The following is a 14,089-nucleotide window of genomic DNA, read 5'->3' as shown; positions in this document are numbered from 1 at the left end:
GCAAGAATAGCAGGCCCGCATCGCCAAGGTCAACCCTAAAGCCAATGGGCTCAACAGTAAGCGACGTAAGTGCCTCCGGCTGAATGGTATGGGAGGACGGCTGGGGCAGCCGCCGCTCAGCCCGTCCAGCCGGCCTGTACGAAGATGCGGTGCTGCTCACCCAGGTCGCGCGCCGCAGGTGTCACGATTGAGCGCTCGCCGATTACAATTTTGCGGTTCAGCTTGACCGCCTGACGTACGTCGTCCTCGCAGACGAAGTCCGCGGCAGACTGTACAGATGGTGCCGGTTGGGGTGTCTGTGCTGCGTGGAGCGGCGGCGCTGACGGTGCGGGAGCAGGCGGTGCGGCGGCACCCGAGGGTGCGGCGTTCTGCGCCGCCCGGTAGCCCCGCGACGTAAGAAATTCGTCGATCCGTCTCGCCAGCACGTCCGCCGAGATCCCGCCCGGGGCCGGAGGCGGCGCCGGCGGGCGGGGCAGGCCTGCCTTCGCCGCCGCCGCGCCGGCGGCCGATGCAGCGGCCGGTGCGACCGCCCGGACCACGGCGGGCGTGATCTCGTAGGCCAGCCGCTTGATGTTGAGCAGGTGGCGCGGCGAGATGTTGTCCGACGTGATGTTCCCGCCCCAGCCGCCGCAGCCCAGCGTCATCGCCGGATCCATCCCCGTCGTCAGGCCGATCGACCCATGCGTGGTCGGCGTGTTGACGACGATGCGCCCGGCGGGTTTCTTCAGGCCGAACTCGAGGATGATCCGGTCGTCGCGCGAGTGAATCGACATGGTGTGTCCCATGCCGCCGTAGCGGAGGATCTCGATGCACCGCGCGCAGCCTTCCCGCCAGTCGCCGACCACGTAGAAAGAGAGGACCGGCGACAGCTTCTCGATCGAGAGAGGATAGTCGCGGCCGACGCCCTTCAACTCCGCGATCAGCACCCGGGTCCCGGCCGGCACGCTGATGCCGGCGTGCGTCGCAATCACCGTGGCGGGACGCCCGACCAGCGCCGGGTTGGGCAGCCGGTTGGGTCCGAGCAGAACCTTCGCGACGGCGTCCGCCTCGGCCGCCGACATGAAATACCCGCCGTTCTTCACGAACTCGCGCCGGACGTCCTCCACCACCGGCGCGTCGACCACGACGGAGTTCTCGGAGGAGCAGAGGACGCCGTTGTCGAAGGTCTTGCCGGTGACCACGTCGCGCACCGCCTTGACGATGTCGGCGGAGCGCTCGATGAAGGCGGGCGCGTTGCCGGGTCCGACGCCGTACGCGGGCTTGCCGGCGCTGTAGGCGGCGCGAACCAGTCCCATGCCTCCGGTGGCGAGGATCACCGCGGTCTCCTTCGCCTTCATCAGCTCCTGCGTGCCCTCGAGCGTCACCGCCGTCATCCAGTTGATCGCACCGTCGGGCGCGCCGGCGCGGCGGGCGGCGTCGTTCATGATCTCGGCCGTGCGGGTGATGCAGCGCACCGCCGAGGGATGCGGGCTGATGACGATCGGGCAGCGCGCCTTGATGGCGATGAGGATCTTGTAGATCGCCGTGGAGGTCGGATTCGTCGTCGGCACGATGGCGCAGACGACGCCGAAGGGTTCGGCGATCTCGATGACCTTGCGGTCGTCGAGGCGGCGGACCACGCCGACCGTCTTCATCGGGCGGATGAACTCGTAGACTTTCTGCGAGGCGAAGAGGTTCTTCTGGACCTTGTCGGCGATGACGCCGTAGCCGGTTTCTTCGTGAGCCAGGCGGGCGAGCGGTTCGGCCTGTGCCGTGACGGCGGCCGCCATCGCGTCCACCAGCGCATCGATCTGCTCCTGCGAGAACTCGGCGAGCGCCGGCGCCGCCGCCTTGGCGCGTCTGGCGAGCGACCGCGCCTCGGCGATGGAGGCGAGGTCGTTGTCTCGCGCGCCGGCAGCGCCGGCGCGGTCCGTCTGGGCCATGGAGCGTTACGATCCCTTGGCGTCTTTGGGGGCTTTCGGGAGGACCTTCTCGACTTCGCTGTGCGGGCGCGGAATGACGTGCACCGAAATGAGCTCGCCGACGCGCCGCGCGGCGGCGGCGCCGGCGTCGGTCGACGCTTTCACCGCGCCCACGTCGCCGCGCACCAGGACGGTGACGTAGCCGGCGCCGATGTATTCCTTCCCGATGAGGACCACGTTCGCGGCCTTGACCATCGCGTCGGCCGCCTCGATCGATCCAATCAGGCCGCGCGTCTCCACCATCCCCAATGCATCCACGCGCAAACGCTAACATATTGCTGTACCTGCCACAACTGCGGTACAGTCGCGGACGTTTCGCATGTACACACCAGTTCTCCGGACGATTTCCGCGCTGCTCATCGCCGGCGCCGTGGCCGGCGCGGCGGGCTGCCGCGGCCAGCAGGACAACGAACCCGCGGTCGCCACGCCATCGCTCACGCTCAACAAGGATCGCGTCCCGATCGGCAGCGCCGTCACGCTCACGTACAAGTTCGTCGTCGCTCCGAACGCCAGGTTCGCCAAGGACTACTGGATCTTCGTCCACGTGCTCGATCCCGACGGCGAGCAGATGTGGACCGACGATCACCTGCCGCCGACCCCCACGACCCAGTGGCAGCCCGGGCAGACGATCGAGTACAAGCGCACGATCTTCGTGCCCAACTATCCCTACATCGGCGAGGCGGTGGTGCGCCTCGGGATGTACGACCGGGAGACGAACACGCGGCTGGTCCTGAACGCCCCCGAAGCCTCGCGCCGCGAGTACGTGGTCCAGCGCTTCCAGATCCTGGCGTCCTCCGAGAACATCTTCACGATCACCGAGTCGGGGTGGCACCCGGCGGAGGTGGACCCGAAGAACCCGCAGAACGAGTGGAACTGGACCGAGAAGACGGCGACCACGCGCTTCCGCAACCCGAAGAAGCCGGTCACCCTCTATATTCAGTACGACGCGCGCCCCGACCTCTTCCCGGCGCCGCAGCAGGTGGTGCTCAGAATCCGCGATCAGGTGATCGCGCAGTTCGCGGCCGATTCGAAGGCGCCGGCGCTCAAGACCTTCGACCTCACCCCGGAGCAGCTGGGGACCGCCGACATGGTGGACCTCGTCTTCGAGGTCGATAAGACATTCAAGCCGGGAGGTACGGATCCCCGGGAACTCGGGATCCGCATCTTCCACGTGTATATCGAACCCAAGCCATAAGCTCGACTGTAGCGATTCTGGACACTCCGCCCAACCAAGTGGTAGGATCGTCCGTCCCAATGAACGTGGTCAGAACTGTCCGGCTGGCGGCGGCTACGTGTGTGCTCACCCTCGCCGGGGTGTCGCTGGCCTCCGCCGAGATCGTCGTCATGACTTCCGGCCGCACCGTGTCGGTGAAGAGCCACAAGATCGATGGGGACTCCATCATCCTCACGCTTCGGAGCGGCGGGCAGGTCACCTGCGATCGCAGCCTGGTCGACAAGGTGCTGCCCGACGAAGTTCCGCATCCCGAGCCGGAACCCGCCCAGGCGGCCGTCAGCGAGGCGCCGCTGCCGTCCGCGTCGCGCGGCGCCCAGCTTCGGGACAGCGTCTACGCCGAGCTGATTGCGTCGGCGGCGCAGGCGCATGGCGTCGATCCCGTCCTGGTGCAGGCGTTGATTCAGGTCGAATCGAACTACCGCCCGCGTGCCCGCTCGAACAGGGGCGCGATGGGCCTGATGCAGCTGATGCCGGCGACGGTCCGCGAATACAACGTCCGCAACGCCTACGACCCGAAGGCCAACGTCGACGCCGGCGTCCGCAAGCTGAAGAGCCTCATCGACAAGTACAAGGTGTTCGATCTCGCGCTGGCGGCGTACAACGCCGGCGAAGGGGCGGTCGAGCGCTTCAAAGGCATTCCGCCCTACCGCGAGACGCAGAACTACGTCTCCCGCATCCTGTCGATGGCCGGACTTCGGTAAAACCCGATAAATCTGCACGCCGCGGCACGCAACCGCCCAGCCAAGCGGCGGATAACTCCGTCTAATCCAATTAGTTGTCGTAGAATTAACGTCGACTAAGGATGGAGTACAAAGTACGGCTCGGGACCCCGTCCGGCGAGGTCATGGAGGGCGTGTACGTCGCCGACAGCGAGGCGCGCCTCCGCCGTGAGTTCGAGGAGAAGGGGCTCTACGTCCTCGGGATTCACCAGGCGGGGCGGCGCGCGTTTGGCGGCGTGCAGGTGCCGGCGCTGCCGGTCCGCCGGAGGGTGTCGAGCCGCGAGTTCCTCGTCTTCAATCAGGAGCTCGCCACGCTGCTGAAGGCGGGCATGCCGCTGGTGCAGTCGCTCGACATCCTGCGGCAGCGGGTCGCGCATCCGGCGTTCAAGGTGGTGCTGGACGACGTCTACGAGCGCGTGCGATCGGGCAGCGCGCTGTCCGAGGCGTTCGAGGCGCACCAGTCGCTGTTTCCCGGCGTCTACACGGCATCGCTGCTGGCGGGCGAGAAGTCGGGCAACCTCGAGCAGGTGCTGCGCCGCTACGTCAGCTACGTGAAGGTCGTCTCGGGCGTCCGGCGCAAGACGATTTCGGCGCTGGTCTATCCGGCCATCCTGGTCGCGCTCTCGCTCGTCGTGGTCACCGTGATCGTGGTGAAGGTCGTCCCGGAGTTCGGCCACTTCTACAATCAGTTCGGCAAGGAGCTGCCCGCGTCGACCCGCTTCATCGTCGCGCTCTCGGGCTTCGTGACCTCGTATTTCGGTCTGCTGCTGCTGGGCGGCGCCGGCCTCGCGGTCGTGGCGTGGTGGTGGGTGCAGCAGCCCGGGCAGCGGCGGCGGCTGGATCGGGTGCTGCTGCGGGTGCCGATGATCGGCTCGATCGCGCAGAAGTTCTCCACGTCCCAGGGAGCGCGCACGCTGGCGACGCTGCTGGGCGGCGGCATCCCGCTGGTGAACGCGCTCGAAGTCACCTCGCGTTCGCTCTCGAATCAGCACATGGCCGGCGAGCTCATGTCGGCGGCGCAGCACGTGCGTGAAGGGCGGTCGCTGGCGATGACGCTGCAGGACAGCGGCGCGTTTCCCGACGTCGCGATCAAGATGGTGGAGGTCGGCGAGTCCACCGGCGCGCTGCAGGAGATGCTGAACAGCCTCGCCGACTTCTACGACGAGGAGATCGAGACCAATCTCGGACGGTTCGTCACCATCATCGAGCCGGCGCTGCTGGTGATCATGGGCGTGGTGATTGCGGGGCTGCTGCTGTCCCTGTATCTGCCCCTGTTCAACCTGTCGTCGGCGCTGAGCAGCAGCTAGGACCACCAGCAGGACCATGGACGAAAAGGTCGACATCGCCACCGCCGAGCACGCGGAACTCTACGCCGAGGCCAGCGTCAACGAGCAGAGCGCCGCCGAGCGCGCCGCGGAGATGGCGCAGGCGCGCCGCCTCGCCGAACGCTACCGGCTGCCGTTCCTCGATCTGGCGCACTTCAACATCGACCACGACCTGTTCCGCAGCATCCCGGCGGAGCTGATGCTGCGCTACGGGTTCGTGCCGTTCGGCCGGGACGGCACCACGCTGGTGATCGTCATCAGCGATCCGACCGACCTGCCGATGCTCGACGAGCTCGGCATGCTGCTCGGCACGCCGATCCGCGCGATGGTCGCGCCGCCGTCGGCGATCCAGGCGATTCTGAAGAAGAGCGAGAGCTCGACGCGGGTGCTCGAGGACGCCACCGAGAGCTTCCAGCTGCAGATCCTCCACGAAGACGATCAGGGGGAGGACCAGCTCACGGTCGAGAAGATGACCGCCGACGCCAGCCCGGTCATCCGCCTCGTCGACACCACCATCTTCACCGCGATCCAGCGGCGGGCCAGCGACATCCACATCGAGACGCAGGACGATGCCGTCTACGTGAAGTACCGCATCGACGGCGTGCTGCAGTCGGCGATGCGGCCGATCGACAAGCGCTTCCACAGCACGATCATCTCGCGCGTCAAGGTCATGGCGGAGCTCGACATCGCCGAGAAGCGCATCCCGCAGGACGGCCGCTTCAAGCTGCGGGTGCCGGGGAAGACGATCGACTTCCGCGTCTCGGTGATGCCGAGCGCGCACGGCGAGGACGCGGTCATCCGCATCCTCGACAAGGAATCGATCAGCGAGCAGTTCCACGAGCTGCGGCTCGACATCCTCGGCTTCCCCGACATGGAGCTGAAGCGCTTCCGCAAGTACATCGCCGAACCCTACGGCATGGTGCTGGTCACCGGCCCGACCGGCAGCGGCAAGACGACGACGCTCTACGCCGCGCTGTCGGAGATCAAGACCATCGAAGACAAGATCATCACCATCGAGGATCCGGTCGAGTACCAGTTGAAGGGCATCACCCAGATCCCGATCAACGAGAAGAAGGGGCTGACGTTCGCCCGCGGCCTGCGATCGATTCTGCGCCACGATCCCGACAAGATCATGGTCGGCGAGATCCGCGACAACGAGACGGCGCAGATCGCGATCAACTCGGCGCTGACCGGGCATCTGGTGTTCACCACCGTCCACGCCAACAACGTCGTCGACGTGCTGGGGCGGTTCCTGAACATGGGCGTCGAGCCGTATCAGTTCGTGTCGGCGCTGAACTGCGTCCTCGCGCAGCGGCTGGTGCGCAACATCTGCGCCCACTGCAAGCGGCCGGCGAAGGTGACCCGGGAGTACCTGATGGAGTCCCAGCTCGATCCGACCCTGGCCGACAGCGGGCTGTTCTTCGAGGGGGCCGGCTGCATCGAGTGCGGCGGCACCGGGTTCAAGGGGCGGACCGCCATATGCGAGCTGCTCGATCTGACCGATAACATCCGGGAGATCATCCTCGCCCGGCGGCCCAATTCGGAGATCAAGAAGGCGGCGCGGGACGAGGGGATGCGCTCGCTGCGCGAGTCGGCGGTGGAGCGGGTCCTGGCCGGCATCACCACGCTGCGCGAGATCAACAAGGTGACATTCGTCGAATGAGTCCGCTGCCCGGCTTCTTCACGAGCCCGCCTCCGTCGGTGGGGGTCGAGATTGCGTCCGATCGCGTCACCGCGGTGTCGCTGGTACGGCAGGGCGACAGCTGGGGCGTCGGCGCGCACGGCAGCGAACGGCTGCCGCCGGGCGTGGTCACCCCGGCGCTCAACGCCGTCAACATCCACGACCCGCGCGCCGTCGCCGCGGCGCTGCGGGCCGCGTTCGACAAGCTGGGCGCCCGCGCCCGGCGCATCGCGCTGGTGATCCCCGACACGGCGGCGAAGGTGTCGCTGCTCCGCTTCGAGAAGGTGCCGTCGCAGAACGATCTCGACCAGTTGATCCGCTGGCAGATGCGGAAGGCGGCGCCGTTCAAGCCGGAAGAGGCGCAGCTCTCGTGGGCGCCCGCCGCAGCCCTGCCGGGCGGCGGCCGCGAGTATCTGGTCACGCTGGCGCGCCGTGACATCGTCGAGAGCTACATGCGGGTGTGCGCCGACGCCGGCGCGGAGGCGGGGGTCGTCGATCTCGCGTCGCTGAATCTGGTCAATGCCGCGATCGCCTCCGTCGCCGATGCCTCCGGCGACTGGCTCGTGGTGCACGTGGCGCCGGACTATGCGACGCTCGCCATCGTCAGAAACAAGGACCTGATCTTCTTCCGTACGCGCCCCTCGACCGGCTCGGGGCGCCCTGAGGCTCTCGAAGGGGGGCAGCTCGAAGGGGAGGCGGATCTGGCGGACGTGGTGCACCAGACGAAGATGTATTACGAAGACCGGCTCGAGGGGGCGCGATTCGCGCGCGTGGTGCTGTCGGGTGCGGCGGCGCGCGGCGCCGACGGCGGCGAGCGCCTGCGGCGCAGCCTGGAGGAGCGCCTCGGCGTGAAGGTCGCTCCGGTGGACGCGCTGGCGCCGGCGGCGGGCGTCGTGCTGCGGGAGCGCGTCGCGTAGTGCTGCGCACGAATCTCTCGACCCGCCCGTTCTACAACGAGCGCGGCGTGCACGCCCTGGCGGCGCTGGTCGCCATCGTCGTGCTGGCGGTGACGATCTGGCAGGTCACGCGGGTCGTGCGTCTGTCGGCGTACAAGACCGAGCTGAACGCCGCGATCGCGCGGGACCGCGACGAAGCCCGGCGGCTGTCGGGCGAGGCGGCGGAAATCCGCCGCGGGATGGATCAGAAGGAGCTGGTGGTGGTCGCGGCGGCGGCCAGGGAAGCCAACCAGCTGATCGAGCAGCGGACCTTCTCCTGGACGAAGCTGTTCAATCATCTCGAGGCGACGCTGCCGGAAGACGTCATGCTGACGTCGGTGCATCCGGATTTCGAGGACGGCGTCACGCACATCAACATGGAGATCCAGGGGCGCGGCGGCGACGTGATCGACAGCTTCTGGGAGCGGCTGGAGAAGACCGGCGCGTTCCACGACATCGAGTGGAGCGGCCTGACGGTGACGGAGGACGGCATCCACCGGCTGCAGATGACCGCGGTCTACACCGGAGCGGGACGATGACCCTGTCGCGCGTGCTGTCCGACAAGCGCCGGCTCGTCGTGCCGCTGCTGATCGCGATCGTGGCGAACGTCCTGCTGTATGCGGTCGTGGTGTTTCCGCTCGGGCGGCAGGTCGCCGGCGCCGAGGCCGAAGCCAACACGCAGCACGACCTGCTGAACCGCGCCCGCCAGGATCATCGCGCGGCGAAGGCGACCGTCGCCGGCAAGCAGCAGGCGGATGCGGCGCTGCAGAAGTTCTACAAGGACGTGCTGCCGGTGAGCCAGAGCGCGGCGCGGACGTTGACCTACACCCGCCTGTCGCAGCTCGCCGAACAGGCGAACGTGCGGCTCGAGCAGGGGGCCAACGCGGTGGAGCACGAGAAGGGCAGCACCCTCGCGAAATCGACGACGAGCTACACGCTGACCGGCGACTACCGCAACGTCCGGCGGTTCATCTACTCGCTCGAGACCATTCCCGAGTTCATCGTGCTCGAGAACATCGCCCTGACGTCGCCGGGCGAGCCGTCCGGCGGGCGCACGCTGGCGATGCGTCTCGACATCGCCACGTATTACCGGTCGGGATATGTCGGCAGCTAGCTCGATTCAGCGGCCGCGGACCGGCGTGCTGCTCTTCGCGGCGATCGCCCTGGCGGGCGTGCTGGCGTATACGATGTGGCCGGCGGCCGTACCACAGCCGGCACCGTCTAACCCACCGAGGGAGCAGCAGCGCGCGGAGGCCTCGGCCGCCAACACGGCAGCCTCGGCGGGCGGCACGGCGGCGTCGCCGCTGGACGTGCGGCTGGAGGATTTGAAGCAGCCGCCGCCGGAACCGGGCGCGGACGGGCGCAACCCGTTCCGCTTCTACGTGAAGCCACCGCCGCCTCCGCCGCCGGCGCCGCGGGTGCCCAGGCCCGGCGACAAGGATTACATCGCGCCGCCGCCGCCCGGGCCGCCGCCGCCTCCGCCGATTCCGCCGATCCCGCTGAAGTTCATCGGGACGATGGAGCAGGGGAACAGGAAGGTGGCGATCTTCTCGGACGGGCGCGGGCTGCCGATGTACGCGGCCGAAGGTGAGCTGGTGCTCGGCCAGTACCGCGTGGTGCGGATCCAGATCGAGTCGGTGGTGATGGAGTACGCGGACGGCAAGGGCCGGCAGGTCATCCCGATGCGGGGACAGTGACAAGACGGAAGACGGACACTCAATTTATGAGACGCAAACTCGCCCTGCTTCTGATCGTCGCCATCTTCGCGAGCGGCTGCGCGGCTTCGCGCGCTTTCAGGCGCGGGCAGGAAGCCGTCCGCGTCGCCGACTGGGATGCGGCCGTCGCCCACTTCACCACGGCGGTGCAGGCCAATCCCGACAATGCGGAGTACAAGATCAACCTGCGCCGTGCGCAGGAGGAAGCCGCGCGCCAGCACATCGAGAAGGGACGCGAGCTGGAGAAGCAGGATCAGCTCGAGGGGGCGCTCGCCGAGTACCGCCGCGCGCTCGACCTGGTCGGGAACGACCGGATGACGCGCTCGAAGGTGGCGGAGCTGGAGCGGACCATCCGCGAGCGCATCGAAGCGTCGCGGCCGAAGCCGCAGATCGAGCAGCTGCGATCGCAGGCGTCCCGCCTCGGCGCGCCGCCGCTGTTGAATCCGGCGTCGCGCGAGCCGCTGCGCCTCAACTTCGGCGCGCAGTCCAGCCTCAAGGACATCATCAACTTCATCGGCGTCTCGTCGGGGATCAACATCACCTTCGACGCCGGCTACGTCGACAAGCCGTACAGCGTCAATCTCGAGGGGGTCACCGTCGAGGAAGCGCTGCAGCAGGTGCTGTCGGCGAACCAGTACTACTACAAGGTCGTCAACCCGCGGACGATCATCGTCATCCCCGATCAGCCGGCCAAGCACCAGCAGTACGACGAGCTGGTGCTCAAGGTGTTCTACATCTCGCACGCCGAGGCCACGGAACTGTCGCAGCTGGTGAACAGCATCATGCGCATTCCGCAGATGGCGGTGCAGCCGATGGTGATGCCGAACAAGACGGCGAACACGATCACCGTGCGCGCCACCGCGCCGGTGATGGACGTGTTCGAGCGGCTGATTCGCGCCAACGATCGTCCGCGCGCGGAAGTGGTGCTCGACGTCGAGATCCTCGAGGTGAACCGCAACCGGCTGAAGCGCTACGGCATCAACCTGAGCGCCTACGCGCTGAACCTGCTGTTCTCGCCCGAACTGGCGCCGCCGAACACGACCGCGATCAGCGCGCCGCCGCCGTTCAACCTGAACACGATCTCGCAGGGCATCAGCACCTCCGACTTCTATCTCGGCGTGCCGACCGCCGTGGTCAATTTCCTCGAGACCGATCAGCACAGCAAGACGCTGGCGAAGCCGCAGCTGCGCGGGGCGGAGGGGCAGAAGATGACGCTGAACCTCGGCTCCGAGATTCCGGTGCTCTCCACCGTGTTCGGCGCCGCGGCCGCCGGCGGGTTCGCCACCATCCCGCAGTCGTCCTACAACTACCGGCCGATCGGTGTGAACCTCGACATGACGCCGCGCGTGACCTATGAGGGAGAAATCCTGATCGAGCTGGCGATCGAGAACAGCTCGCTCGGCGCGAATGTCGACGTCGGCGGACAGTCGGCGCCGTCGTTCACGTCGCGCAAGGTCTCCACCCACCTGCGCCTGCGCGAGGGGGAGGCGAACCTGCTCGCCGGCCTGGTGCAGCAGAACACCAACAACAACCGTCAGGGGCTGCCCGGGCTGATGCGGCTGCCGGGCTTCCGGCAGCTCTTTTCCGGGAACGAAGAGTCGTCGGCCGACACCGACATCGTCATGCTGATCACGCCGCACATCGTGCGCGGCCACGATCTGCGGCCAGAGGACGTCGGGTCGATCTACATCGGCACGCAGTCCAACGTCGGACTCTCCGGGCCGCCGCAGTTGATCGCGCCGCAGCCCGAGGCCGCCGCCGGAACGCCGGGGCAGCCGCCGGCCGGAGGGGCGACGGCGCTGCCGGCCGCGCCGCAGACCGGGGTGCCCGGACCGCCCGTGGCCAGCCCTCCCGGCGTGCCCGGGACGGGAGCGCCGACAGCGCCGCCGGGCACGTCGCCGGTGCCGGGCTTCATTCCGCCGCCGCCGGCCGGTACGCCGCCGCCGCCCCTGACGCAGCCCGCGCCGGGTGCGCCGGGGCAGCCCGCCGCGCCGGCGGGCACCGGCACGGGTACGCAGCCGGCTGCGCCGATCGCGCCAGTCACGCCGCCGGCCGGCGCCCCGGCGACGCCGGCGCCGCGCGATCCTTCGGCACCTGCCGCCGCGGGCACGGGCGCCGGGACGCCGCTGGCGACCGCCACGCAGCTGATCGTGACCCCGCCGGGAGAGTTCCGCGTGGCCGGCGGTCCGTACACGGTGCCGATCTCGATCAACAACGCGTCGCGGCTCTCCGCGATCACCGTGACGATCTCGTACAACCCCGCCATCCTGCGCGTGCGCACGGTGCGGGACGGCACGTTCATGCGGCAGGGCGGGCTCACCGCCGCCTTCACCCCGCGCATCGACGCCGCGAACGGCCGGGTCGACATCGCCATTGCGCGCACCGGCGATCAGACCGGCGCGTCGGGCGCCGGCCTGCTGGGCGCGCTGCTGTTCGACGCGCTGTCGCCGGGCACCTCGGCAATCTCGGTCACCGGGATCGCCAGCGCGCCCGACGGCTCCGCCATTCCGCTGACCTTCTCACCGGTGACGGTGGTGGTGCGGTAGGCAGGGATGCTGAAGCGGGACCTGGTCCGATCGGCGTTGCGGCGCAGCGAGGGGTTCACCTTCGTCGAGCTGCTCGTCGTCTGCACCATCCTGCTGATTCTCGCGGCCGCGGTCATGCCGCTGGCGCGTGTGACGGTGCAGCGCCAGCGCGAGGCCGAGCTGCGCCGCGCGCTGCGCGAGATGCGGACGGCGATCGACAGGTTCAAGGACGCGGCCGACGCCGGCGTGATCGCGCCGAGCGAGATCCGCCCCGGCAGCGAGAACTATCCCGAAAGCCTGGAAACTTTGGTCGAAGGGGTCACCAAGAACAACGACGCCACCGGTGTGAAGCTGAAGTTCCTCCGGCGGATCCCGATCGACCCGATGACCAAGTCGACCGAGTGGGGGATGCGCTCGTACACCGACCGGCCCGACTCGACCTCGTGGGGCGGCAGCAACGTATTCGACGTCTACACCAAATCGGACGGGAAGGCACTCGATGGCACGAAATACAAGGATTGGTAGTTCCGGCTTCACGCTCGTCGAACTGCTGATCGTCATCTCGCTGATCTCGATCCTCGCCGCCATGGGGCTGGTGCAGTACCGCAATTCCGTGACCTCCGCGCGCGAAGCGACGCTCAAGACCAACCTGTTCCGCATGCGCGACGCGATCGACCAGTACTACGCCGACAAGGGCAAGTATCCGAGCGCGCTCGATTCGCTCGTGAGCGACGGCTACCTCCGGCGCATTCCGGAGGATCCGTTCACCAAGTCCGCGGACACCTGGACGACGGTGCCGGCGGAGCCGGATCCGAACAACCCGAGCGCCGAGCCGGGCGTCTACGACGTCAAGAGCGGCGCGCAGGGCACCGCGCTGGACGGATCGAACTACTCGGACTGGGATTGATCGCCGGACTCCTGCGCTACCTGAAGGCGCGTCTCGGCCCGATCCTGCAAAGCGACAGCGCGTTCGTCGACGCCGCCTTCCGCGACATCCTCGGCCGCGACGCCGACCAGGGAGGCCTCCAGTTCTATCGCGGCGTGCTGCGCCAGGGCGTCAGCCGCACCGCGGTCATGCTCGACATCATGCGGTCGGAGGAGTTCCGCCGCACGCTCGCTCCCCACGCCGCGTCGACGCTGCCCAATCTCGTCGTCCAGCGTCCCGACCGCTACCGCCGCACCACCGATCGCGTCAACGGCAGCTCGATGCTCGTGTTCGAGATCGCGCAGCCGTCCGACGTCGACTGGCTCGAGCGCGCGATCGTCGACAACGGCTACTACGAGGCGCCGGGCGTCTGGATCCTCGACGTCGATTTCGACAAGCGGCTGATCGCCGAGATGATTGCGGCGTTCGCGCCGTCCGCCGCGATCGAGCTGGGATGCGCCGCGGGCGCGGTCCTGCAGTGCCTCGACGACCTCGGGATCGCCGCCGAAGGGGTCGAGATCAGCGCCATGGCCATCGCCAGGGCCGGCGAGCGCGTGCGATCGCGCATCCATCACGGCGATCTCCTGGCGCTGGGTCTGCGGACGCGCTACGACCTGCTGTTCGGGCTCGACATCTTCGAGCACCTCAATCCCAACAAGCTCGACGCCTACATCGATCGCATCGCCGAGGTCACATCGGACGACGCGTTCCTGTTCTGCAACATTCCGGCGTTTGGCGCGGATCCGGTATTCGGCACGGTGTTTCCGTTCTATGTGGACGGCTGGGCGGAGGACGCGGCCGCGGGGCGCCCGCTGCGCAGCATCCACGTCGACGATGCCGGATACCCCATTCACGGGCATCTCACCTGGGCAGACGCGGCGTGGTGGACGCGGCGGTTCGAACGCGCGGGGTTCGTGCGCGAGGCCGAGATCGAGCGCGCATTCCATCGCAAGTACGACGGCTACATGGAGAAGCGCTCGCCGGCGCGGCGGGCGTATTTCGTGTTCGGAAAAAAGGAATCGGCCCGTCGCCGGGCCGATGTCCTTGCGCGAATCGCGCAGCCGTCCGT

General features: G+C 68.2%; 14 protein-coding genes. 12 read left to right on the top strand and 2 right to left on the bottom strand.

The genetic code is table 11. The features are described from left to right. Positions 1-116: 116 nt before the first annotated feature. Both VFK57_13755 and VFK57_13750 read right to left on the bottom strand, forming a co-directional pair. Complete coding sequence (locus tag VFK57_13755) at positions 117-1,922, bottom strand: aldehyde dehydrogenase family protein (protein HET7696773.1); 1,806 nt, start codon at positions 1,920-1,922, stop codon at positions 117-119. A gap of 6 nt (positions 1,923-1,928) precedes the next feature. Continuing rightward, positions 1,929-2,225: a BMC domain-containing protein gene (locus VFK57_13750; GenBank protein HET7696772.1), complete on the bottom strand. Its 297-nt coding sequence runs from the start codon at positions 2,223-2,225 to the stop codon at positions 1,929-1,931. Between the two features lie 55 nt (positions 2,226-2,280). On the opposite strand from VFK57_13750, the gene VFK57_13745 reads away from it, so the two are divergent. From VFK57_13745 to VFK57_13690, 12 genes are all read left to right on the top strand, one after another. Next, positions 2,281-3,156 carry a hypothetical protein gene (locus tag VFK57_13745; protein ID HET7696771.1) on the top strand — a complete coding sequence of 292 codons (876 nt, stop codon included), beginning with the start codon at positions 2,281-2,283 and terminating at the stop codon, positions 3,154-3,156. A 59-nt stretch (positions 3,157-3,215) separates the two neighbouring features. Next, entirely contained in the window at positions 3,216-3,896 is a 681-nt protein-coding gene (locus tag VFK57_13740) for a lytic transglycosylase domain-containing protein (GenBank protein ID HET7696770.1), read from the top strand. 101 nt (positions 3,897-3,997) lie between these two features. Next, complete coding sequence (locus VFK57_13735) at positions 3,998-5,221, top strand: type II secretion system F family protein (protein HET7696769.1); 1,224 nt, start codon at positions 3,998-4,000, stop codon at positions 5,219-5,221. Between the two features lie 16 nt (positions 5,222-5,237). Beyond that, positions 5,238-6,902, top strand: a complete 1,665-nt coding sequence (locus tag VFK57_13730) for a GspE/PulE family protein (protein ID HET7696768.1) — start codon at positions 5,238-5,240, stop codon at positions 6,900-6,902. Beyond that, positions 6,899-7,837: a pilus assembly protein PilM gene (pilM, locus tag VFK57_13725; protein ID HET7696767.1), complete on the top strand. Its 939-nt coding sequence runs from the start codon at positions 6,899-6,901 to the stop codon at positions 7,835-7,837. Before VFK57_13730 ends, pilM begins: the two co-directional genes overlap by 4 nt. After that, positions 7,837-8,394 carry a hypothetical protein gene (locus VFK57_13720; protein ID HET7696766.1) on the top strand — a complete coding sequence of 186 codons (558 nt, stop codon included), beginning with the start codon at positions 7,837-7,839 and terminating at the stop codon, positions 8,392-8,394. The genes pilM and VFK57_13720 overlap by 1 nt, the downstream gene beginning before the upstream one ends. Beyond that, positions 8,391-8,969: a type 4a pilus biogenesis protein PilO gene (gene pilO / locus VFK57_13715; protein ID HET7696765.1), complete on the top strand. Its 579-nt coding sequence runs from the start codon at positions 8,391-8,393 to the stop codon at positions 8,967-8,969. The genes VFK57_13720 and pilO overlap by 4 nt, the downstream gene beginning before the upstream one ends. After that, complete coding sequence (locus tag VFK57_13710; protein HET7696764.1) at positions 8,956-9,552, top strand: hypothetical protein; 597 nt, start codon at positions 8,956-8,958, stop codon at positions 9,550-9,552. Before pilO ends, VFK57_13710 begins: the two co-directional genes overlap by 14 nt. 26 nt (positions 9,553-9,578) lie before the next feature. After that, complete coding sequence (locus VFK57_13705; GenBank protein HET7696763.1) at positions 9,579-12,116, top strand: cohesin domain-containing protein; 2,538 nt, start codon at positions 9,579-9,581, stop codon at positions 12,114-12,116. A 6-nt stretch (positions 12,117-12,122) separates the two neighbouring features. Beyond that, entirely contained in the window at positions 12,123-12,620 is a 498-nt protein-coding gene (locus VFK57_13700; GenBank protein HET7696762.1) for a type II secretion system protein, read from the top strand. Next, positions 12,595-13,002: a type II secretion system protein gene (locus VFK57_13695; GenBank protein HET7696761.1), complete on the top strand. Its 408-nt coding sequence runs from the start codon at positions 12,595-12,597 to the stop codon at positions 13,000-13,002. Before VFK57_13700 ends, VFK57_13695 begins: the two co-directional genes overlap by 26 nt. After that, positions 12,999-14,089, top strand: a 1,091-nt coding sequence (locus tag VFK57_13690) for a DUF4214 domain-containing protein (GenBank protein HET7696760.1), incomplete at its 3' end; no start/stop codon positions are given. The genes VFK57_13695 and VFK57_13690, both read left to right, overlap by 4 nt.

The organism is Vicinamibacterales bacterium (genome assembly GCA_035699745.1).
In the GTDB taxonomy this organism is placed as follows: Bacteria; Acidobacteriota; Vicinamibacteria; order Vicinamibacterales; family 2-12-FULL-66-21; genus JAICSD01.
The sequence above is the reverse complement of the archived record's forward strand: the minus strand, read 5'-3'. Positions and strand labels throughout refer to the sequence as shown.

Excerpts from the sequence above, each read along its gene's own strand:
- VFK57_13695 (HET7696761.1), top strand. The coding sequence starts at position 12,595 with ATGGCACGAAATACAAGGATTGGTAGTTCCGGCTTCACGCTCGTCGAA.
- VFK57_13755 (HET7696773.1), bottom strand. The coding sequence starts at position 1,922 with ATGGCCCAGACGGACCGCGCCGGCGCTGCCGGCGCGCGAGACAACGAC.
- VFK57_13740 (HET7696770.1), top strand. The coding sequence starts at position 3,216 with ATGAACGTGGTCAGAACTGTCCGGCTGGCGGCGGCTACGTGTGTGCTC.
- VFK57_13710 (HET7696764.1), top strand. The coding sequence starts at position 8,956 with ATGTCGGCAGCTAGCTCGATTCAGCGGCCGCGGACCGGCGTGCTGCTC.
- VFK57_13700 (HET7696762.1), top strand. The coding sequence starts at position 12,123 with ATGCTGAAGCGGGACCTGGTCCGATCGGCGTTGCGGCGCAGCGAGGGG.
- VFK57_13705 (HET7696763.1), top strand. The coding sequence starts at position 9,579 with ATGAGACGCAAACTCGCCCTGCTTCTGATCGTCGCCATCTTCGCGAGC.
- VFK57_13735 (HET7696769.1), top strand. The coding sequence starts at position 3,998 with ATGGAGTACAAAGTACGGCTCGGGACCCCGTCCGGCGAGGTCATGGAG.
- VFK57_13745 (HET7696771.1), top strand. The coding sequence starts at position 2,281 with ATGTACACACCAGTTCTCCGGACGATTTCCGCGCTGCTCATCGCCGGC.
- VFK57_13730 (HET7696768.1), top strand. The coding sequence starts at position 5,238 with ATGGACGAAAAGGTCGACATCGCCACCGCCGAGCACGCGGAACTCTAC.
- pilO (HET7696765.1), top strand. The coding sequence starts at position 8,391 with ATGACCCTGTCGCGCGTGCTGTCCGACAAGCGCCGGCTCGTCGTGCCG.
- pilM (HET7696767.1), top strand. The coding sequence starts at position 6,899 with ATGAGTCCGCTGCCCGGCTTCTTCACGAGCCCGCCTCCGTCGGTGGGG.